Origin of the sequence: Streptosporangium sp. NPDC001559, assembly GCF_042893955.1 — a bacterium.
Taxonomy (GTDB): Bacteria; Actinomycetota; Actinomycetes; order Streptosporangiales; family Streptosporangiaceae; genus Streptosporangium.
Genome location: NZ_JBIAVG010000007.1, coordinates 306,118 through 327,614 on the forward strand (window position 1 = coordinate 306,118; position 21,497 = coordinate 327,614).

The following is a 21,497-nucleotide window of genomic DNA, read 5'->3' on the forward strand; positions in this document are numbered from 1 at the left end:
GAGCAGAAATGAGCTCTGTCACCTTCCGCGTGGCACAGTCACAGGCCGACCGGGACGCCGTGCTCCGGCTGCGTGACGCCGTGTACGTCCAGGACCAGGGACGCCTCTCCGACGCCGCCGACACCGCCGACACCTTCGACCGGTTCGACGCCCACGCGGACTACATCGTCGCCTACCAGGGGGCGGAGGCGGTCGGGACGGTCAAGATCGTGCCGGATTCGGTGGCCGGTCTGCCGTGTGAGGACGTCGTGGACGTCGCGAGCCTGCGAGCCGCGGGCCGGTTGGTCGAGTTCGGCCACCTGATGACCCTGCCCCAGGTCCGCCATCGCGAGATCGGGATGGCGCTGATGCGCCGGGGGCTGGTGCACAGCGTCACGAGACACGGCGCGACCCACGTCCTCGGCGACTTCTTCGCCGAGGCCGGAGGCGGGTTGCGGAGCTTCTACACGGAGATCGGCTTCGTCGCGCTGCACGAGCCGTACCGGGACGTCAGGTTCAGGGAGGCCCCGCTCAGCCTTGTCGCCGTGCTCGACCTGGCGGGCGCCGCCGCGCGGGCCAGAACCGAGGCGGGGCGCGGCAACAGGCTGTTGCAGTACTTCTTCCACGACTACGACGACTACGCCAAGGGGAGCCGTGTTGCGGACACACCGTCAGGTGCTCGCTGAGTCCAAGGCGGCGCACAACCATCCCACCTACTCGAAGATGGCGTTCGTGATGGGCTGCGGAGTCCAGGGGCGGGGCTCCGGCAGCAGCGTGCTGGACGAGAACGGACGTTCCTTTCTCGCGCTGTTCGACCAGTACGGCAACCAGTCGTTCGGCTACTCCAACGAGCGCCTCGTCGCGGCGCTGCGGGACCAGCTCGACCTGGGCGTCCTGAACAGCACCAAGATCATGTTCGAGGAGGTGCAGATCCGTCTGACCGAACGCCTCTCCGAGCTCACCGGCGGCCGGCTGCCGTTCGCCTACCTGGCCAACGGCGGCGGCGAGACGATCGACAACGCCCTCAAGCTCGCCCGTGCCACGACCGGACGTCCCAAGTTCGTCAGCGCCCGCGGCTGCTTCCACGGCAAGACCTTCGCCACCCTGAGCGCCTCGGCGCGACCCGAGCACGAGGCCCTGTTCGGGCCGTTCCTTGAGCGGTTCGAGCTGGTCGACTTCGGCGACTTCGGGCAACTGGCGGCGGCCGTTGACGGCGAAACCGCCGCCGTCCTGCTGGAACCGGTCCAGGCGGAGGCCGGGGTGATCGTGCCGCCTCCCGGCTACCTGCGGGAGGCGCGCCGCCTGTGCGACGAGAACGGCGCCCTGCTGATCCTCGACGAGATGCAGACAGCCTTCGGCAGATGCGGTGCCTTCTTCGCCCACCAGCGGTTCGGCGTGGTCCCGGACATCGTCTGCATCGGCAAGGCGTTCGGCGGGGGCATGCTCCCGATCTCCGCCGTGCTGGGGACCGAGGCGGTGTGGGAGACGCTTCGGGCGCTTCCCTCGACCTTCGGCTCCAGCCTGGGCGGCAACCCGTTGTCCTGCCGGATCGGCCTGGAGTCGATCGCCATCGCGACGGAGGAGGAGTTCCTCACCGGGGTCGGGGAGAAGGCCCGGGTGATCGAGGACCGGCTCGCACGGATCGTGGAACGCTTCCCCGAACTGGTCGCGGCCCATCGTGGCCTGGGCATGATGCACGGTCTTGAGTTCCACGACGACTCGATCGCGGGGCTGGTGCTCGGCGGGCTGCTGGCGGCGGGCGTGACCTCCACCTACTCGCTGTACAACACCAGGGTGCTGCGGATCCAGCCACCGATGGTGATCTCGGAGGCCGACCTCGAACGCGGCCTGGAGACGCTGGAGGTCGTCCTGGCCGAGGCCGCGGCCCACCGGGGACGGCGGGACCGGCCCCAGGCGGTGACGTCGCCGCTGACCCTGCGGGTCCGGAGCGCCCACCCCGCCCGGCAGGTTCTGGACCTGCTCCACGACAGGCCGTACCTCCTCGATCCGTTCGCGGCGGACCCGGAGGCCGACGCCACGACGTCAGCGGAGGCGGAGGCGGAGTTCCGGGGGACCCTGGGTGACGACCACGTCGTGTGGGCCGACCGCGCACGGCGGCTGGAGGACGGTGTCGCGCTGCGGGCCGACCCCTGCTGGCTGTGGGCCTCGCTCGAACGGTCGGTGCGGGTCCGGCAGCCGGACGAGGACGACGGATGCGAGCTGGAGATCCGGATCGAGTGGGACACCGGCAGCGGCGGCTACGAATCCATGATCGGCGGACGGATCGGTTTCTTCGTCACCCGGCGGCTCACGGACCTCGTCACGAGTCTGGAACGGACGTTGGAGAAGGAGGGCAGGAATGAGGCTTCACGAACTCGCCGACCGCTACCGTGACAACGCCTCGGCGGTCGTCGTGGAGATCGACTCCACGGGTCGCCGGCGTGAGGTGACGCACCGGCGGCTCCACGACCTGGCGGTGCTGTACGCCGAGCGGCTGACCGCCGCCGGGGTACGGCCGGGCCACGTGGTGGGCATCCGGGCGGCCAACGGCATCGACTGGGTGCTCTGGGACCTCGCCGCCATGATGAGCGGCGCCGTGCTCAAGGCGTTCGCGGACGAGACCGTGATCGGTGATCCCGGGGAGTTCGTCACCCGTCACGGGCTGGCGCTGCTCGTCACGGACGCCGAGGTGCCGTCCGGCCACCCCGCTCTGGTGAGGCCGGACGGCGTGCCCGGAGTGGACGTCGTGCCGGCCGACGCGCCCCGGGGCGAGCCGGGCGACCTGCACAGCCTCGTCTTCTCCTCGGGCACCTCGGGACTGCTCAAGGGGCTCAACGTCAGCCGGAAGGGCACCGAGTACGTCATCAGCCGTTTCATCGAGTGTTTCGGCGTCGGCGCGGAGGACCGGCATGTGATCTTCCTGCCGCTGTCCAACTACCAGCAGCGGTTGTCGGTCTACTGCTGCCTGTGGATCGGGGCCGACGTGGTTCTGGCTCCCTACCAGCGGATATTCGGTGTGGTCAGGGACGAACGGCCGACCTTCCTGATCGCCCCGCCCGTCTTCTACGACACCGCGCTCCAGCTCTTTCACAAGACCGGCGGGGACTCACTCGGTGACTTCCTGGGCGGCGGAATCCGCTTCATGATCACTGGAATGGCGCCCATCCGGCGGGAGACCCTGGAGGCCTACTGGGCTCAGGGGGTGCGGCTGCTGGAGGCCTACGGCATGACCGAGTCCGGAATGATCGCCTGGAACACGCAGGAGGAGCACCGGCTGGGCAGCGTGGGCAAGCTGATCGACCCGGAGGCCGTGACCTTCCTGCCCGACGGCGAGTTGCTGGTTCACCGCCCCGCCCCGCTCAGCACCGGCTACTTCGACACGGCAGGCGCGGCCGACGAGACCTACCGTCCCGACGGGACGATCGTGACGGGCGACTACGGGACGCTGGACGACGACGGCTTCCTCACCCTGCTGGGCCGCAAGAAGGACGTGATCGTCCTCGACAGCGGCCGCAAGGTGCACCCGGCCGAGGTCGAGTCCCTGTTCGCCGACGTCGAGGGGGTCGTCGAACTGCTCGTGGTCCCGACTCCGAGAGCCGGCAGGCTCGGGGCGATCGTCACCCCGGCGGACCCGAAGGACGACGCGTTGATCTTCTCGATCCGTGAGCGGATCGAGAAGATCAACCAGTCGCTTGAGTCCCATCGGCGGATCACGTCGCTGGTCTTCTCCGACCGGCCCCTGCGGAACGACCCCCGCTACATGACCGCCAACCTGAAGCTGAGCCGGCCGCTCGCGGCGGCGTACTTCGCCGAAGCCGCGCAGGCCAAGCGGCCGGAGCAGCCGGAACGGGCCGCGGAACACGGCCGGTGACGGTTCCGCACGGGAAACAGACCTGCACGAAGGAACAGAGGAAGGGAACCGCGCATGGGCTTTGACATGACCGCCCTGGAGAACGACCTCGTCGGCTGGGTGGCCAGGTGGAACGAGGAGGCGGACCTCGTCGTCGAGGCGGACACCAACCTTCAGGGGGCCGGGCTGCTCGACTCCATGGCCCTGGTGGCGCTTGTGGCCTACCTGGAGGATCAGACCGACACCTCCTTCGACTTCGGATCGTTCAACTCCAGCGGAGGTGTCACCATCCGCGACCTCATCAAGCACTGCGTCGGATGACGGTCCACGACGATCGCCGTCATCCCGTGTCCCGCCGCCCCGCCCCACACCGATGTGGAGAGGGTCGCGCACGGGGTGACGGTGTCCACCCGCGTACGGCGCGGCCGTCCGGATCCTCGGGGGGCGGGACGGGGACGTTCTCAGGTGGTGGCGAGCGGGTCCGCGTCACTCACGGTGATCAGGAACGTCGACAGGAACTCCTCCATGTGCGCGAAGGAGTCGGCGCAGAAGAGCACCGGCTGGTACTGCTCGACCAGATAACCCTGACCGGCCATGGACGCCACGTCCAGCGGCCTGATGTCGGCCTCCTGGAAGCGCTCCAGCTCGGCGCAGGAGGAGAGCAGACTGGCTCCGCACGCCTTGATCTCCCCGTCCTCCCTGACCAGGCCGTACTCCATGGCGAACCAGAAGACGCTGGAGACCATGCCGACGGCCTCCTTGGAACGCAGCCGGCGAACCGCCTTCCCGAACAGCTCATAGAGGTCGGCCAGCCGTTGGGCCGACAGATGGCTGCCGTGGCCGACCACCTCGTGGATCATGTCGGGTTCCGGGGAGAAACGCGGCATGGAGAAGTGCCGGATGTACTGGGTCGCCTGGAAGCGGCGGTCGGCCAGCGAACCGTAGAAGTCACGGACCTCCACCAGGCCGGCAGCCGGGCTGAAGCGGAATCCGGTCGCCTCGTTGATCGCGGCGGAGGCCTCGCCGAGCTGCGGCAACCGGTCGTCCGGGAGCGCCAGGCGCTCCTTGCCCGCGAGGAACTCCCGGCAGGCGTGCCGCTGGTGCTTCTCGGCGAGTTCGGCGTTCACCAGGCGCCAGGTCGCGTGTTCCTCCTCGGTGTAGACGACGTCCGGCACGGGCTGCCCGGGAACGTACCGCAGAGCGGCCTCGGCGATCCCCGCCCGGTGCCTCTGGTACTCCGGGTCGTCATATCCAGGGTGGTCCTTGGCGAACACTACGGAGACAATTCCCCGCTCATCCTTGATGACGGGAGAGTAGAGGGTCGCTTCCTTGGACATCGGAGGTTCCTCTCATCGGTGTTCGAATTTCCGCTACGGCGTTCGGGTCACTCTCGTGGAATTATCGCGATTTCCGGTGGGCATATGCAGAAATAATAACAACTCGATCCCGAAATGGAAGACCGGCCCGCAAAAAAATCGCGATCCCCGCGCCCGGGAACACATACCCGGACGCGGAATCAATCATTGCCTTTCTTCTGGATGGAAATGTGGAGCGTGAAAAGAGAACGGCGGGGTTCCCCCACCGGCGGTCACCGGGCGAACACCGCCACCACCTGCGGATGTTTCGCCATCCGCTCGTGACCCCATGTCGTTCGGCGACGACCGTCCCTCGCTCCTTCGCAGCCCGTACAAGCGAATCAGGACCGGAACCCGGAATATCGCCGACAGAATCACCCGGCCCGTGCGCCATTTCATTGAGAATTGCCGGGGCGGCCCCGCGGAATACGACATCGAGCCGGATCCGGACATCGACGTCTCCGGCGCCGCGCATTGACGGCCGAAATGGCAATTCGCCGGAATTTCGCGATTCGACCGATTGACAGGGGGCGGACATGACGGAAACCAGGCAGGGGAGGCCCGGAGTGGAGGAGCCCGCGGCCGTGCACCCTCGTCCGGCGGCCCTGCCGCTCTCCTACTCCCAGCGCCGTCTGTGGTTCCTGCACCGGATGGACGGGCCGAGCGCCACCTACAACCTGCCTCTGGTCGTGCGGCTGCGAGGCGAGCTGGACCGCGAGGCGTTCCTTGCGGCGGTGCGCGACCTGGTGGCCCGGCACGAATCCCTGCGCACCCACTTCGCCGAGCAGGACGGCGAACCCGTCCAGCGGATCGTCCCGGCGGATCGGGCACGGGTGAGAGTGGAGTTCACCGAGTGCGGGGCGGGCGAGATCGACGCCGCGGTCGCCGAAGTCCTCGGCCACCGCTTCGACATCTCGGCCGAGCCGCCCGTGCGATTGAAGGTGATTCGCACCGGTCCCGCGGAACAGATCCTGGTGATGGTGGTCCATCACATCGCGGGTGACGGCTGGTCGCTGGCACCGCTCAGCGCGGACCTGTCGCTGGCCTACGCCGCCCGGCGCTCGGGGCGGGAACCAGGGTGGGAGCCGCTGCCGGTCCAGTACGCCGACTACGCGCTGTGGCAGCGGGAAAGGCTGGGGGACCCGCGGGATCCGGAGAGCCGGATCTCCGCCAGGCTGGCCTTCTGGCGTAACGCGCTGGCGGGGCTGCCGGAGGAGCTGTCGCTCCCGGCCGACCGCCCTCGTCCGGCCAAGGCGACCTATCGGGGCGGCGAGGTCCCGTTCCGTACGGACGCCTGGACGCACATGGACCTGCTGGAGCTGGCGCACCGCCATCGGGCGACCGTGTTCATGGTGTTACAGGCGGCGCTGGCCGTACTGCTGACCCGTTCGGGCGGTGGAACGGACATCCCCGTCGGCGTGGCGACGGCGGGCCGAGACGCGGAGGCCCTGGAGGACCTGGTCGGATTCTTCGTGAACACCCTCGTGCTGCGCACCGACACCTCGGGGCGGCCGACCTTCGACGAGCTCCTGCGGCGGGTGCGCGACGCCGACCTGGCGGCGTACGAGCACCGGGACCTCCCCTTCGAGCAACTGGTCGAGCATCTGCAGCCGGCCCGGTCGCTGTCCCGGCACCCGCTGTTCCAGGTGTTCCTCTCGCCCGCCGTGGGTGAGGCGCCGGACCTCCACCTGGAGGGGCTCCAGAGCGTTCCCCATCCGACCGAGAGCGGTACGGCGAAGTTCGACCTGACCCTCTATGTGGGTGAACGGCACAGTGCGGACGGCTCCCCGCTGGGACTCACCGGGACGCTGGAGTACAGCGCGGACCTGTTCGACCGCGCGACCGCGCTCGCCCTGTCGGCTCGGCTGTCCCGCCTGCTGGAGTCGGTCGCGGCGGATCCCGGGCAGCCGATCGACCAGATCGAGCTGCTCACTCCGCCGGAGCGGCACAGGTTGCTCAGGGAGTGGAACGACACGGCCAGACCGCTGCCCCGAGCCGACGTCGTCGAGCTGATCGAACGGCAGGTGGAACGCTCGCCCGGCCGCACCGCGGTCATCTGCGAAGGAGCCGCGACGAGCTACGCCGAGCTCAACGAACGGGCGAACAGGCTGGCCCGGTACCTGATGGAACGGGGCGCGGGCCCCGAGCGCTACGTGGCGCTGGCGCTGGTCCGTTCCGAGTGGACGCCGGTGGCACTCCTCGCGGTGCTCAAGACCGGCGCCGCCTATCTGCCGATCGCCCCCGGCACCCCGGCGGACCGGGTGGCCTTCATGCTGGGCGAGACCCGTCCGCTCATACTCCTCACCGACACCCACACCGCGCAGGAGGGGACCGGAGCCGTCCTGCGCGTCGTTCTCGACGACCACGCCACCGTGGCCGGCATGGCCGGGCACTCCGCGGAGAACCTCACCCGTTCCGACCTGGCGGCACCGGTGACCCCCGACACCGTTGCCTACCTCGTCTACACCTCCGGGTCCACGGGGCGGCCCAAGGGCGTCGCCGCCACCAGGGGAGGACTGCTGAACTACCTCTCCGACCTGCGGGAGAGGTTTCCCCTCGGGGCCGGGGACACGGTGCTCGCGACCACCAACCTCGCCTTTGACGTCGCCGGGCAGGAGCTGTACCCCCCGCTGCTCAGCGGGGCGACGGTGGTGATCGCCCCGGAGGGGGCCGTACGCGATCCTCACCAGGTGGGCGCGCTGATCCGCCGCCACTCGATCAGTCTCGCGTCGGGCACGCCCGGGCTGTGGGAGATGGTGCGTACGGCGGACCCCGAAGCGCTCCGGGACCTGCTCATCGTGATCGGCGGAGACCGGTTGCCGCGGAAGCTGGCCGCGTGCGGGGCACGTGTGGTCAACGCCTACGGCCCCACGGAGACGACCGTCTATTCGGCCTTCGCGGCGATCGACGCGGGCCCGGACGGGCGTCCCGGTGACCCGCCGATCGGGCGGCCGATGGCCAACACCCAGATCTACGTGCTGGACGCGCGCCTGCGGCCCGTCCCCGCCGGAACCCCCGGTGAGCTGTACATCGCCGGGGCCGGAGTCGCCCGGGGCTATCTGAACCGTCCCGGCCTGACGGCCGAGCGGTTCGTCGCCGATCCCTTCGGACCGGCGGGCACCCGGATGTACCGTACGGGAGACCTGGCCCGGTGGGCGCCCGACGGGCAGCTGGAGTTCCTCGGGCGGACCGACCACCAGGTGAAGGTCCGTGGTTTCCGTATCGAACTGGGGGAGATCGAGGCCGCGCTGACGGACGACCCCCGGATCGACCAGGCCGTCGTGCTGGCCCGCGCGGGAGAGCGGGCGGAGGACGAACGGAGGCTGGTCGGTTACGTCGTCCCCGTGGACGGGAACGGCCTGGACCCCGCCGAGGCGCGGGCCCGGCTGGCCGGACGGTTGCCGGAGTACATGGTGCCGTCGGCGCTGGTGGTGCTCGACGCCCTGCCGCTGACCACGAACGGCAAGATAGACCGTACGGCGCTGCCCGCGCCCGGTCCCGCCGGAGACCTCGACCCGTCCCGCCCGCGCACCGCCCGGGAGGAGATCCTGAGCGGCGTCTTCGCGGAGGTCCTGGGGCTGCCCGCGGTCGGGGCGGACGACGGGTTCTTCGAGCTGGGAGGCCACTCCATGCTGGCCGTCCGCCTGGTGAGCCGGATCGGGGAGGTGCTGGGGGTCGAGCTCGGGGTGCGTGCGATCTTCGACCATCCGACCGTCGCGCTCCTGGAACGGCACCTCACCCGGGGTGGCCCGCCCGACGACCTCGGCGCCGTACTGGCCTACCGTCCCCGGGGAGAGCGCACGCCGATCTTCCTGGTTCCCGCGATCAACGGCCTGGGCTGGTGTTACTCGGCGCTGATCAGCCATCTGCCGCCGGACCATCCGGTCTACGCCCTGCAGGACCCCCGTCTTCTCGGCGGACGTTCGGCGCTGTCCGTCACGGACCTGGCGGAGGCGTTGCTGCGGCAGATTCGGGAGATCCACCCGGCCGGGCCCCGCGTCATCGTCGGCTGGTCGTTCGGCGGCGTGGTCGGGCAGCAGATCGCCGTGGAGCTCGAAGGCCGGGGCGAGGAGGTGGCCCTGCTCGTGCTCTTCGACTCCTTCCCCGGCGGTGCGGGAGACGGCGTCGTGCGGGACGGCGTGGCGGACGTGCTGCACCTCGCCTTCGGCGGGATCACCGCACCGGGCTGGAGCGGGCCCTGCCGTCCACCGGCGGCGGAGCTCGCCACGGTGCTGCGGGAGTCGGGAAGCTCCCTGGGGACCCTGGAGGAGAAGGTGATCGATGACCTCGTCTCGATCACCGAGGAGAACGTCCGGGCCATGGCCGAACACCGGTCGCGGAGCTTCCACGGCCCCGTCCTGTTCTTCGACGCCTCGCCGGAGCCGGGTCACGACGGCCTGGCCTCCGAGGAGTGGCGGGAGACGCTCAAGGGGCCGGTCGAGACGCACCGGATCGAGGCCGGGCATATGGACGTGCTGAAGGCCGACGCGACGCGTGTCACGGGGCCGATCCTGGGGGCCAGGATCCGCGACGTCGGCCTGGCGGCTTCGTGACGGGCCGGTCGCCGCGCTCTCCTCCGGCGCGGTTCACCGCCGTATCACCTGTTCAGCCGGATACGCGAAAACAGAAGTGATAACAGCGTTGACTTCGAGTCTGACCACCTTGTAATGTCAAATGCGGATTAATCGCAAATATTGCGGACGCGAACTATCAATTTCATTGATTTGAAATTGTCCGGATGTGGTCGTGGGGCATTCACCTCACTCTCCGCGCGAAACGGAATACGGTTCGCACAAGTCCCGAAACCCGCCATCCCGGCTCATGGCGTCACCGACTCTTTGCGGGAACGCCGGAGGAGATGAGTATGAGGTTCGAGGAACCGACGGACCGCCCGGCTGGGGCGCAGACCACATGACGGGACAGCCTACGGACGGGCCCGTCGTCGACGCGCACGTCAACCTCGCCACGGACCTGGCGGTTCCGCGCCGGTTCCTTGAGGAGCAGGCGGCCAACGTCCATCACCGGCTGGTCTCCTACGGGCAGCCGGTCAAGCTGGGACGCATCACCGACCGGCTGCTCGCCCTGTACCAGGATCACGACGGGGATCGGCTCGTCGCGGAGATGGACGCCGCGGGCGTCGACCAGGCGTTCCTCGTCGCCCCCGACTTCTCCCACGTCGCGGACGGGATCCTGTCACCTCCGGAGCTCGCCGAACTGCACCACAAGGTGTCGCAGCGCCATCCAGGCCGGTTCAGGGTGTTCTGGGGGGTCGATCCGCGGTCGGGCCCCGACGGGATCGCGCTCTTCGAACGGTGCCTCGACGAGTACGGTTTCGCCGGGCTGAAGCTCTATCCCCCCGCCGGTTACTCCCCGAGTGACCGCCGGCTGTACCCGTACTACGAGGTGTGCGCGCACCGGGGCGTCCCCGTGCTCAGCCACACGGGTCCCGGCTGGGGCCCGCTGGACTTCGTCCACGGACAGCCACTGATGATCGACGAGGCGGCGCGAGACTTTCCCGGGGTGAACTTCATCCTCGGGCACGGCGGCGTCACACACGTCGAGGAGTCGACGTACCTGTGCCTGCACCGGCCGAACGTCTTCCTGGACATCAGCCAGTTCCCCGGCGTCCTCAGCTCCGACGGCTGGCAGGCGCACCTCAACCGGCTCTTCCACCTGGGCGTCAACCACAAGATCCTGTTCGGGACGTGCTGGCCCTCCTTCCGGATGAGCGTGTCCCTCGACTCGCTGACCAGGGAGTTCAGGGAGGGGACGACCGTCTTCTCCGGAGTCAGGCAGTCGCATCGCAGGCTCATCATGGCCGGCACCATCCGGCGGCTGGTGGGCGACGACGGCGGGGTGGCCGCCGCGGAGAGGTCCGCGTGAACGCCGGGGCGGGCGGAGCGCCGCCCGTGCCGGTCTACGACGGTCACTGTCATGTGGCGTCGACCGACTTCATCCCGATGAGGTTCATCGAGGACGTCGTGGCGAACGTGCACCGCCGTCTGGAGGCCGAGGGCGTCGCCCCACGGCGGGGCCGCCTCGTCGACGCCTACATCGCCCAGCACCAGGACCATCACGCGGACCAGCTGGTGCGGGAGATGGACGACTCCGGGGTGGACCGCGCCGTGCTCCTCGTGCCGGACTTCACCTTCAGGATGGCCTCGCCGCTCACGATCGAGGAGATGGCGCGGCGTCACCACGAGATCCGGCTCCGCCACCCGGACCGTTTCTGGGTGTACATCGGGGCGGACCCGCGCCGGGGCCCCGAGGGGGTGGAGCTCTTCGAGAGGCTGGTCGACACGTACGGGTTCGACGGGCTCAAGCTCTATCCGCCGTGCGGCTACTCGCCCTCGGACCCCGGGCTGTACCCCTACTACGAGGTGTGCGCGGCGCGGTCGCTCCCGGTCTTCGTGCACACGGGCCCGACCGCGGGGAGTCTCGACTTCACGTCGGCGCATCCGCTGCGGGTGGACCAGGCGGTACGGGACTTCCCCCGGGTGAACTTCGTCCTCGGGCACGGCGGCGTCACGCATGTGGACGTCGCGGCGTATCTCGCGGCCTTCCGGAGGAACGTCTATCTCGACATCGGGGGTTTCGCGGGTGCGGCGATACCCGGCGGCTGGCCCGCCCACCTGCGTCACCTGTTCCGCCTCGGCCTCAACCACAAGATCATCTTCGGCACCGACTGGCCGCTCAACCGTGTCTCCGGCGGGCTCGGACGCCTGGTCGAGGAGGTCGTCCGGGGGCCCCGGGTCCTCGCCGGACTGCCCAGCAGGGAGCACGCGCTCATCCTCAACCGCAATCTCCTGCGCGTCCTTCCTCCTCGGAGCAGGCCCAATGACATGTCCTGAAATAAAAAACGGAGTCCGAGTTCCGGCTTTCGACGGATCGCCTTTCCGTGCCGGGGGCGGTGCGCCATCGGGCATTTGGCGGGGTCGCCCGGCGTTTCGGATTCCGGCATTTTCGGTGTCGCAAGAATGGTGGCCAAAGAGGAATTCGGAGTAGATTATGGGCTTATTCTCTCGTATTGTGGGCGTTGGCCTGGCCGGCGGACCGGTCGACGGGCACCGGGCGAAGCCCGGACGGGGAGAGCGCGGGCAATGAGCCGACGTAGTCCCACATGGACGGCGGGGGGAGCGGGACTCGACATCGCGGACCCGCTTTTCTACGTCGGCGACCGGCACCTCGACGTGTGGCGCGAGGCCCGCCGCACCCATCCGATCGCCTGGTGCGAGTCCGAACGCGCGGGGGGCTTCTGGTCGGTCACCACGCACCGGCTCGGCGGCCAGGTGGTCAAACACCCGGACAGGTTCGGCTCCGCGCTCGGCATGCGGCTCGGCGGGAACGAGGCGGCGGTGAAGGCCGCGTCCGGCCGGATGCTCGTGGTGTCCGACGGCGCGGAGCACCGGGCTCTCCGCGCCGCCCACTCCTCGTGGTTCAACGGCCGCGCGGTCGCGGCACTGCAGCCGGGGCTCGAACGGATGATCGACGATCTCGTGCGGACGCTCCTCGAACGCGGCGAGGCGTTCGACGCCGTCCGCGACCTCGCCGTCGCGATCCCGACGTGGCTCCTGTTCGAGATGATGGGCGTCCCACCGGACGACCGTGACGAACTCGCCCGTTTCATCGCCGTCGCCTTCGACGACACCGACCCCGGCCCCGCCGCGGCCTCGGCGCGGACGGCGGCGCACGCCGGTGTCTTCGCCTACTTCGCCGATCGGCTCGAAGAGGGCAGGAACACCCCGGGCGACGACATGGTGACCTCGCTGGCCCAGGCGACCGTGAACGGACGCCCCCTGTCCGACGAGGAGGTCATCCTCAACTGCGACGGCCTGATGAACGGCGGCCTCGAAACGACCCCCCACGCGATGTCGGGCGCGCTCCTGGCGTTCATCGAGCATCCCGGCGTATGGCGGCGGCTGAAGGAGGACCCCGGCCTGATCGACAGCGCGGTCGAGGAGATCCTCCGGTGGACCTCCCCGGCCATGCACGCGATGCGCACCGCGATGACCGACGCGACGCTGGGAGCCGCCCGTATCCGCGAGGGCGACCGCGTCGTGGTCTGGTTCCCCTCGTGCAACCGTGACGAGGAGGTGTTCCCCGACGCCGGGCGGTTCCTGATCGACCGCAGGCCCAACCCGCACATGAGCTTCGGCGGCGGGCCGCACTACTGTGTCGGCGCCGCGCTGGCGCGGATCGAACTGCGCTGCCTGCTGCGCGTCCTGCTGCGGCGCGTCGCCGCCGTCGAGCCCGCGGGAGAGGCCGTGCGCCAGCGGTCGAACTTCCTCAACGGTCTGGAACGGCTGGAGGTCACCATGGTCCCGGAGCTGCACGGCGAGGAGATCTAGCGTGCGACAGATGAACGGCGCCCCTTCGGCGGAGACGGCGGCCGAGCCGATCGCCGACATCCGCGCGCTCTTCGACATTTACCAGAGCGGCGTCGCGTGGCACTGCGTGTGCGCGATCAGCAGGCTCCGGATCCCCGATCTGCTCGCCGACGGCACCCGCCCGGTCGCGTGGCTGGCGGCCGAGGCCGGTGCCGACGAGGACGCGCTGCGCCGTGTGCTGCGCCTGCTGTCCGGCCACGGGATCGTCACGTTCGACCCGGTGCCGGATGAGGTGTCGCTCACCGGACGCGGACGGCTGCTGTGCGCCTCGCACCCGATGTCGTTGCAGGCGACGTTCGCGACACTGGGGATCTCCGACGTCGCGCACGCGCTGACCGAGACTCTCACCACGGGCCACGCGGCGGCGCCCGGAGTCCTCGGCACGGGCTTCTGGGAGTACCTCGCCCCACGGCCGCAGGAGCAGACGACCTTCGGCAGGGCGATGGTGGAGCAGGCGCGGTTGCTGTCGCTGCCGTGCCTGCCGCTGCTCGACTGGCCGGAGAACGGGGTGATCGTCGACGTCGCGGGCGGCGTCGGCGTCCTGACCGCCGGGGCGCTCCAGGAGGCGCCCGGGGCGACGGCGGTCCTCGTCGACCAGCCACAGGTCCTGGCGCTGGCCGGGCCGTACCTGGAGAGCCAGGGGGTGTCCGGCCGATGCTCGCTCCATCCCGGCGATCTGTTCGTCCCGCCTCCGCCGGGTGATCTGTATCTGCTCGCCCGGGTGCTGCACGACTGGGACGACGCCGCGGCGGTCCGGATCCTCCGCGCCGTCGCGAGCGGGGCGCCGAGGGGGGCCCGCCTCCTGCTGTTCGAGGACCTGCTTCCCGAACACGGTGTCCCCGCCTCCCAGCAGAGCTGGAGCGACGTCGCCATGATGGTCCTGTACGAGGGGGCCAGGGAACGCACGCTGACGGAGTATCGGCGGCTGCTGGAACACGGCGGATGGCGGTTCGAGAAGGTCGTCACCGGTCCGCCGGGAATGAGCGTGATCGAGGCCGTCAGAGGTACGGCCCCGGCCGAATCGGACATCGGAGAGGTGAAGCCTTGATCGATCCTGCCGACTACCCGCTGTGGAACAGCCCCACGATGGGCGCCTACCTTCGGACGCTCAGGCCGGAAAGCATGCTGGTCGAGGGGCGGGGGGTGCGGGTACGCGACCGGGGCGGACGCTGGTTCCTCGACGCCCGCTCCGGGCTGTGGAACGTCACGCTGGGATACGGCCACCAGGCCGTCGGCGAGGCCGTCAAGAAGCAGATCGACACCCTTCCCTACGCCAACCTGATCGGCTACGGACGGCCCAGCGCGATCTCCGTCGAGGCGGCCAACGCCCTCGTGCCGCACCTTCCCCCCACGATGAACAAGATCCGATACTGCAGCAACGGCGCGCAGGCGGTCGAGACGGCGGTGCTGCTGGCCCGTTTCCTGCACCGCGCCGACGGCGCGCCCGCCCGCAGGGCGGTGTTCGGCCTGTGGAGCGGCTACCACGGCCTCGGGGCCGCCGGAGGCGCGCTCACCGGCATGCCGTACGTGCACGAACAGTCCGGCCCCCTGCTGCCCGACGTCGAACACGCCCCCGGCCCGTTCACCGCGGGGCGGCCCGGTGAGGCCGGAGACCTCGAACGGCTCATCACCTCCTACGGTCCGGAACGCGTGGCGGCGGTCGTCGTGGAACCGGTGGTGGGTGAGGGCGGTCACGTGCTCACCGACGAGTACCTGCACACGCTCGCGGCCTTCTGCCGGGACCACGGGATCTACCTGATCGTCGACGAGGTGACGACCGGGATGGGCCGCACGGGCGAGTTCACCCGCACCGGACAGGTCGGTGTCCAGCCGGACATGCTCACCCTCGGCAAGGGCCTGAGCGCCGGATACGCGCCCCTGTCGGCCGTGGTCCTGTCGGACGCGGTCTACGAACGGATTCTCGGTCTCGACTACGACCAGAAGTTCCTCATCGGCTCGACGAACGACGGTCACCCCCTCGGGCTGGCCGCCTCCATCGCCGTGGTGGACGCGCTGACCGGCGACGGCGTACTGGAGAACGTGAAGCACCGGGGCGCGGAGCTGTACGCCGGTCTCACCGCGGTGGCCGAAAGGCATCCGCATGTGAGCGCTGTCCGGGGTACCGGCCTGATGTACGCCGTCGAGATGCGCGGGCCGGACGGTGAGCCCGCTCACGAGGCGGCCTCAAGCCATCTGCGGCTGGCGATGGAGGATCGGGGGGTTCTCGTCTCCGCACTCGCGATAAGCCCGGCTATCATGATCATTCCCCCGCTGGTGATCTCAGCGGACGACGTGACCCAGATCGTGACGGCGCTCGACGAGGCGCTGGAGGAACTCGGCCCGTGATCCGGTGCCGGGATGTGCGAGAAGGCGGGCAGCGAGTGGATGGGGGAGCGGCACGATGAAACTCGGTCTCAAACCGGACTCGGTGGTTCGTAACCGGTCGTTCGCGCTGCTGTGGTCGAGCCAGTCACTGTCACTGGTCGGCACGCAGATAACCCTCGTCGCGCTGCCGCTGACCGCGGTCGTCATCCTGAACGCGACCCCGATGCAGGCCGGTGTCCTCGGCTTCCTCGAACGCCTGCCGTACCTGCTGTTCGCACCGCTCATCGGCGTGCTCGTCGACCGGGGGAGACGCAGGCCGCTGTTGATAGGCTCCGACGCGGTCAGGGCCCTGCTGCTGGGCTCGATCCCCGTCTCGTACGGCCTCGGCATCCTGTCGATCGGGCAACTGTTCGTGGTGGCGTTCGTCATCGGCATGATGACGGTCGTCTTCGACGTGTCCTACCAGGCCTTCCTGCCCGGCCTCGTGGGGCGCGGGCACCTCGTCGAGGCGAACGGCAGGCTGCAGATCTCCGAATCGCTGGCCCAGGTGGCGGGCCCCGGGCTCGCGGGCCTGCTGATCGGCGTGCTGAGGCCGCCGGTCGTCGTCGCCATCGACGCGATCAGCTATCTCGTGTCCGCGCTTTCGCTGCTGGGCGTGAAGAGGGACGAACGCCCGGCGCCGCCCCCGTCCGGGACGGCGCTCTCGATACGGGCCTCGCTGCGCGAGGGCCTGGACATGGTGCTGCGTCATCCGGTGCTGCGCTGGGCGATGATCGCCGGCGCCGTGGGGAACTTCTTCTTCGACGCCCTGACGGCCGTGTTCTTCCTGTTCCTCATCCGTGACGTCGGCACCGGTCCCGGTGGGGTCAGCCTGATCATCTCGGTGGGGAGTGTGGGGGCGCTGTGCGGCGCGTTCTGCCTGGGACCCGTCACGCGCTTCCTCGGCACGGGGCGGTCGTTGCTGGTGTCCACCGCGCTGCCCGGGGTGGGGGTGCTCGGCCTCGCGACCGTTCACGGGGGCGGCATCGGGCTGATCACCGCGGCGGCGGCGAACTTCGTCGTACTGTTCGCGGTCCCGATCTACAACGTCACGATCATCAGTCTGCGGCAGGCCGTCACCCCCGACCACCTGCTCGGACGGGTCGTCGCGACCGTGCGCATGATCTCCTGGGGCGCGCTGGCGCTCGGCTCGCTGGCGGGCGGGGCGCTGGGCGGCCGGATCGGCCTCCGGGAGACGGTGCTCGTCGCCGGTGTCGGACTGTTCGTGCCCACTGTGATCCTGTGGTTCTCGCCGGTGCGTCACATGCGCTCCGTCCGGGAACTCTCCGACGAGGATCCGACCGCCTCACCGCAGGCCGCCCGCACCGAGTGACGGGCGGCGTGACGAGAAGGGAACGACCTTGAGCCCCTACCACGGGTCCGGCCCGGGGGAGATCACCCCGGACGGCTGTGCCGTTGAGTTCTACGACCTCCTGCCGCCGATGGGGGAGGCGGAGATCGTGCACGCGGCTCTGCCCGCCGGGGCGTCGATCCTGGAGCTCGGCTGCGGGACCGGCCGGATCCTGCGGCCCCTGGCCGATCTCGGCCACCCGGTCCTGGGGGTCGACGAGTCCCCGGCGATGCTGGAACGCCTGGGGGAGCTGCCCGCCGTACGGGACCGGATCGAGACGGTGCGCCTGGGGCGTGTCTTCGACGCCGTCCTGCTCGCCAGCACCATGATCAACACGGACCCGGCGCAACGCCGCGCCTTCCTGCGGACCTGCCGTGAACATCTCGCCCCGAACGGCACGGCCGTCTTCCAGCGGACCGCCCCGGACTGGTTCGACACGGCCCAGCCGACCGCGCACGAACACGACGGCATCCGGCGAGTGGTCAGAGAGGTCCACCGGGACGGGCCGTGCGTCGACGTCGTCATCGACTACCACGTCGGCGAACGAACCTGGACCCACGCCTTCAGCCGCCACCCCGTCGACGGAGCCGAACTCGCCGGGGACCTGGCCGAGGCGGACCTGACCCTGGGCCGGTGGCTCACCGACGACCGCACCTGGTTCACCGCGACTCCACGGACCAGCTGATCCGCGGTACGCGTCAGGCCAGCAGGCCGCGCAGGCCCTTGTCGAGGAACAGCACGCCGAACACCAGGATCAGCAGCAGGGACAGGGCGCCGTTGTGCCGGATCAGCCAGCCGCGCATCCGCCGCAGCCGCTGCGGGCCGCCCTCGCTGAGCGCGGTGACGTAGGGGGTGAGCACTCCGAGGCTGCCGATGACGACGAACGCGGCCGCGAGGACCAGCTGCCTCCCCACGGGCAGCGGCATCCGGCCCGCGGCGATGGCGCCCCCGGCCAGGGAGGCGAGGTTGACCGGGTTGGCCACGATGAGCACGGCCGCCACACCGGCGATCCGGGGTTTGGTCATGGTGTCCATCGCGGCGATCCAGCCGGGCACCTTCGGATCCCTGCCCTCCTTGCGGCGTACGGCCCTGCGGGCACCGAAGAGGGCCGTCAGGAGCAGGAGAACGCCGATGCCCAGGCTGATCCAACCGGCCCAGGCGGGCGTCTCGTGGCCGATGGCGCCGGTGGCGCCGAGCAGCGCGATGAGGGCCAGCAGCACGACCCAGCTCATGATCAGCCAGGTGACCTCGAACAGCAGGGCCTTGGCCCGCCCGTCGGAGCTGATCAGCAACGCGATGACGGCCACGACCGGGAACGGCGAGACGATCAGGCCCAGCGTGTAGGGCAGCATGTCGGCGAACGCCTCACCCATGGTCGCCCTCCCGGTAGGCGGTGGCCGCGGTCTCATTGGAGCGGCGTACGGCCCGGCCCCCCGGGCTGCGATTGGCTTACCCTCTTTGACCTGGGATGATGCTTGGCGTTCTCGTGGACTTGCCCCTCGCCTCGGCGTGGCCGGCCGGAGATCCGGAAGGATCAGGTGGTGATCGGCCCGGTGTGGTCGGCCGGGTCGCCCAGTAGGTCGATCGCCGACTTGTGGATCTTCGCCAGAGTGTCCATGAGGTGCTCGCGTTCGGTCTCGGTGAGGTCCGCCGTGACCTTTTCCTCCAGGGACCGCCGTTCCGCCTCGATCGGCTCCCGCAGGGCGCGGCCCGCGTCCGTGAGCCAGAGCCGGACGAGGCGGTTGTCCCGGTCGTCGCGGCGCCGGGTGACCAGCCCGGCGGCGGTCATCCGGGTGGCCATCTTGACGACGGTGGGCGTCGTGACGTTCAGCATGGCGGCCACCTCGCCGGGCGTGCGGCCGTCCTGTCTCCACAGCACCGCCAGGAGAAGGTCCTGCCCGAGGTGCAACCCGTGGCGCCGCATGGCTCCTTCGGCCAGGGCCCGGAGCGCCTTCGACGTCCTGCTGTGCAGGTCCAGGAACTCGGGCATCGCGGCCTCCGGTGATGTGAAGCGTCGGCTGACCGGGCAGCCCCGCAAGTCGATTGACGGCTAATCAGTTACCGGCTAACGTTCTCGCGGAAATCGATAGACGGCTAACATGTTTTGGAGAACCGATGATACTGGTCACCGGCGCCACGGGAAATGTCGGCCGTGAGCTCGTCCGTGAGCTCGACGAGAAGGGCGCCGAGGTCCGCGTCCTCGTGCGGGACCTCGCCCGCGCCGCCGCACTCCCCGCGCGCGCCGAACGCGTCGTGGGCGACCTCGAAGAACCGGCCACGTTGGAACCGGCCTTCGCGGGCGTCGACAGGCTGTTCCTGCTCACGCCGGGCGTCGGCACCGGTCACACCGCCAACGCCGTCGCCGCAGCCAAGGCCGCCGAGGTGAGCCACATCGTGCACCTGTCCTCCGCCAACGTCCTGGGCGACCCCATGCCCGCGATGGGCCGCTGGCACCACGAGCGCGAAGAGATCGTCCGCGCCTGCGGCATACCCGCCACGATCCTGCGACCCGGCGGCTTCATGACCAACGCCCTGGAGTGGGCGTCCGCCATTCGCGAGAAGGGATACGTCCTCGACCCGGTCGGCCCGGGCCGCTACGCGCCGATCGACCCCGCCGACATCGCCGCCGTCGCCGCCCTCGTCCTCACCGAGGACGGCCACCAGGGCACGGACCACGTCCTCACCGGCGACGAGGCCCTCACCGTCACCGAGCAGGTCCAGATCATCGCCTCGGCGACCGGCCGCCACATCGAGGTCCGCGAGGCGGCCACACCGGCTGAGGCCGTCCACTCCCGCTTCCCCGACGGGGCACCCGAGGCGCTCGCCGCCGCCATCATCGAGGGGTTCGCCCTCATGCGGGCCGACACCGTCGGATTCCGCACCGACACCGTGGAACGACTGCTCGGACGCGGACCGCGGACGTTCGCGCACTGGTGCGCGCGCAACGCCGACGCGTTCCGGCCCTGACGGTGGTGGTCTGATCACCCGGGCGCGCCTCACCGCGTACGATCAGGCCTTGCCACTCCGTGATCCAGACAAACCGCAACGACTCACTGCACAGGAGACGCCAGCACATGAACACGTCATCGTCGTCATCTGGGGCGGAACGGGCCGACGAGTCATCCATCCGGATCGGCGCTCTTGCCCCGCTGACCCGGCCTGGCTGGGTCGAGGCGGGCCGGCATCTGCTCGCCGGACTTGAGCTGGCCGTTCACGAGGTCAACGACGCCGGAGGCATCGCCGGAAGGCCACTTGAGCTGGTGGTCCGGGACACCGCGGCCGATCCGCAGAAGGCCGCGGCGGCCGTGGACGAACTGGCCGATCTGGGGGTGACCGCCCTGGTGGGGGAGTATCACAGCGTCGTCGCCAGAACCGCCGCAGCCAGGGCCGACGCCCTCGGCCTGCCGTTCCTCTGCTCGTCGGCGGTTCTGGACGAGCTCACCGAGCGGCCGACGGAGTGGGTCGCGCGCCTGGCCCCCGCGCAGTCCCACGGCTGGCGGATCTACGCGGACTTCCTTCTCCGCGCGGGCCACAGCCGGATCGCCGTGGCGGTCCAGCCGAGTGTCTACTGGGCGTCCGGTACCCGCGTCCTGCGGGACCACCTCGCCCCCCGTGGCGGCACCGTCATCGAACTCGACGTGCTCGCGCTCACCCCCGCGGCCGTGTGCGACGAGCTCGTCCGCGACCGCGTGACAGCCCTTCTCCTTCTGGTCGGTCACCCGGAGCCGGCGGCGTCGATCGTCAAGTCCGTCCGCCGCGACCCGCGCCTCGGCGGAATCATGATCGGCGCTCCGGCCGGGCAACCGGAGTCCACCGAATGGGCGACGCTGCTGGGCGACGACGGCGCCGCGGTCCCCTTCCTGCGCTACCTGCCCGAATTCCTCAGCCCGCTCGGCGCGCGAGTCGAGACGGCCCTTCGCGAACGGCTGGCCGAAACGCCATCCTTCGTGGCCTTCGAGGGCTACGACACGATCGCCGTCCTCGCCGACGCGCTGCGGTCCCACGGCACGGACCGGGCACGCGTCGCCGAAGCCTGGCCGCACGTCGCGGTCGAGGGCACCCGTGGGTGGATCCGGTTCTCCCGCACGCCGGGCATCAGCGTCCGGCAGTGGGTCTGGGCACCGGTCCAGATCGTCGACCGGGATCCGGCGGAACCCGGCCGCTTCCGGGTCCTGCACTCGGGCTGAGCGGGCTCCTCCGTAGGATCGGTG

The 21,497-nt window shown here is 70.0% G+C and carries 18 protein-coding genes; 15 read left to right on the plus strand and 3 right to left on the minus strand.

Annotation, left to right across the window (positions count from 1 at the left end):
* Positions 1-8 precede the first annotated feature (8 nt).
* The 4 genes from ACFYY8_RS18420 to ACFYY8_RS18435 are packed head-to-tail and all read left to right on the plus strand — an operon-like array spanning position 9 to position 4,150.
* A complete protein-coding gene (locus ACFYY8_RS18420) occupies positions 9-665 on the plus strand; it encodes a GNAT family N-acyltransferase (protein ID WP_390042223.1) in 657 nt (218 codons plus the stop codon).
* Entirely contained in the window at positions 637-2,373 is a 1,737-nt protein-coding gene (locus ACFYY8_RS18425) for an aspartate aminotransferase family protein (RefSeq protein WP_390042225.1), read from the plus strand. Before ACFYY8_RS18420 ends, ACFYY8_RS18425 begins: the two co-directional genes overlap by 29 nt.
* Positions 2,339-3,850 (plus strand): AMP-binding protein, encoded by a 1,512-nt coding sequence (locus ACFYY8_RS18430; protein WP_390042227.1) that lies wholly within the window; start codon positions 2,339-2,341, stop codon positions 3,848-3,850. The genes ACFYY8_RS18425 and ACFYY8_RS18430 overlap by 35 nt, the downstream gene beginning before the upstream one ends.
* Before the next feature lie 54 nt (positions 3,851-3,904).
* Positions 3,905-4,150, plus strand: coding sequence for a phosphopantetheine-binding protein (locus tag ACFYY8_RS18435; RefSeq protein WP_390042229.1), 246 nt, complete (start codon positions 3,905-3,907; stop codon positions 4,148-4,150).
* Between the two features lie 140 nt (positions 4,151-4,290).
* Here the strand turns inward: ACFYY8_RS18435 and ACFYY8_RS18440 are convergent, their stop codons facing one another.
* Positions 4,291-5,166 carry a phenylalanine 4-monooxygenase gene (locus ACFYY8_RS18440; RefSeq protein ID WP_390042231.1) on the minus strand — a complete coding sequence of 292 codons (876 nt, stop codon included), beginning with the start codon at positions 5,164-5,166 and terminating at the stop codon, positions 4,291-4,293.
* A gap of 307 nt (positions 5,167-5,473) precedes the next feature.
* On the opposite strand from ACFYY8_RS18440, the gene ACFYY8_RS18445 reads away from it, so the two are divergent.
* From ACFYY8_RS18445 to ACFYY8_RS18485, 9 genes are all read left to right on the plus strand, one after another.
* A complete protein-coding gene (locus ACFYY8_RS18445; protein ID WP_390042233.1) occupies positions 5,474-5,662 on the plus strand; it encodes a hypothetical protein in 189 nt (62 codons plus the stop codon).
* A 58-nt stretch (positions 5,663-5,720) separates the two neighbouring features.
* Positions 5,721-9,737 carry an amino acid adenylation domain-containing protein gene (locus ACFYY8_RS18450; protein ID WP_390042235.1) on the plus strand — a complete coding sequence of 1,339 codons (4,017 nt, stop codon included), beginning with the start codon at positions 5,721-5,723 and terminating at the stop codon, positions 9,735-9,737.
* Positions 9,738-10,095: 358 nt separating this feature from the next.
* Positions 10,096-11,067: an amidohydrolase family protein gene (locus tag ACFYY8_RS18455; protein ID WP_390042237.1), complete on the plus strand. Its 972-nt coding sequence runs from the start codon at positions 10,096-10,098 to the stop codon at positions 11,065-11,067.
* Positions 11,064-12,035 carry an amidohydrolase family protein gene (locus ACFYY8_RS18460; RefSeq protein WP_390042239.1) on the plus strand — a complete coding sequence of 324 codons (972 nt, stop codon included), beginning with the start codon at positions 11,064-11,066 and terminating at the stop codon, positions 12,033-12,035. Before ACFYY8_RS18455 ends, ACFYY8_RS18460 begins: the two co-directional genes overlap by 4 nt.
* 249 nt (positions 12,036-12,284) lie before the next feature.
* On the plus strand, positions 12,285-13,532 hold the full coding sequence (locus ACFYY8_RS18465; RefSeq protein WP_390042241.1) for a cytochrome P450: 1,248 nt from the start codon (positions 12,285-12,287) through the stop codon (positions 13,530-13,532).
* 10 nt (positions 13,533-13,542) lie between these two features.
* Positions 13,543-14,619: a methyltransferase gene (locus ACFYY8_RS18470; protein ID WP_390042432.1), complete on the plus strand. Its 1,077-nt coding sequence runs from the start codon at positions 13,543-13,545 to the stop codon at positions 14,617-14,619.
* Entirely contained in the window at positions 14,616-15,917 is a 1,302-nt protein-coding gene (locus tag ACFYY8_RS18475; protein WP_390042243.1) for an aspartate aminotransferase family protein, read from the plus strand. The genes ACFYY8_RS18470 and ACFYY8_RS18475 overlap by 4 nt, the downstream gene beginning before the upstream one ends.
* A gap of 55 nt (positions 15,918-15,972) precedes the next feature.
* Positions 15,973-17,268, plus strand: coding sequence for an MFS transporter (locus tag ACFYY8_RS18480; protein WP_390042245.1), 1,296 nt, complete (start codon positions 15,973-15,975; stop codon positions 17,266-17,268).
* 28 nt (positions 17,269-17,296) lie between these two features.
* Positions 17,297-17,971, plus strand: coding sequence for a class I SAM-dependent methyltransferase (locus ACFYY8_RS18485; RefSeq protein ID WP_390042247.1), 675 nt, complete (start codon positions 17,297-17,299; stop codon positions 17,969-17,971).
* 13 nt (positions 17,972-17,984) lie between these two features.
* On the opposite strand, the gene ACFYY8_RS18490 is transcribed toward ACFYY8_RS18485, so the two are convergent.
* Positions 17,985-18,659, minus strand: a complete 675-nt coding sequence (locus ACFYY8_RS18490; protein ID WP_390042249.1) for a GAP family protein — start codon at positions 18,657-18,659, stop codon at positions 17,985-17,987.
* A 161-nt stretch (positions 18,660-18,820) separates the two neighbouring features.
* On the minus strand, positions 18,821-19,276 hold the full coding sequence (locus tag ACFYY8_RS18495) for a MarR family winged helix-turn-helix transcriptional regulator (RefSeq protein WP_390042251.1): 456 nt from the start codon (positions 19,274-19,276) through the stop codon (positions 18,821-18,823).
* A 125-nt stretch (positions 19,277-19,401) separates the two neighbouring features.
* On the opposite strand from ACFYY8_RS18495, the gene ACFYY8_RS18500 reads away from it, so the two are divergent.
* Entirely contained in the window at positions 19,402-20,253 is an 852-nt protein-coding gene (locus tag ACFYY8_RS18500; protein WP_390042253.1) for an NAD(P)H-binding protein, read from the plus strand.
* Positions 20,254-20,360: 107 nt separating this feature from the next.
* Entirely contained in the window at positions 20,361-21,473 is a 1,113-nt protein-coding gene (locus ACFYY8_RS18505; RefSeq protein WP_390042255.1) for an ABC transporter substrate-binding protein, read from the plus strand.
* Positions 21,474-21,497 lie beyond the last annotated feature (24 nt).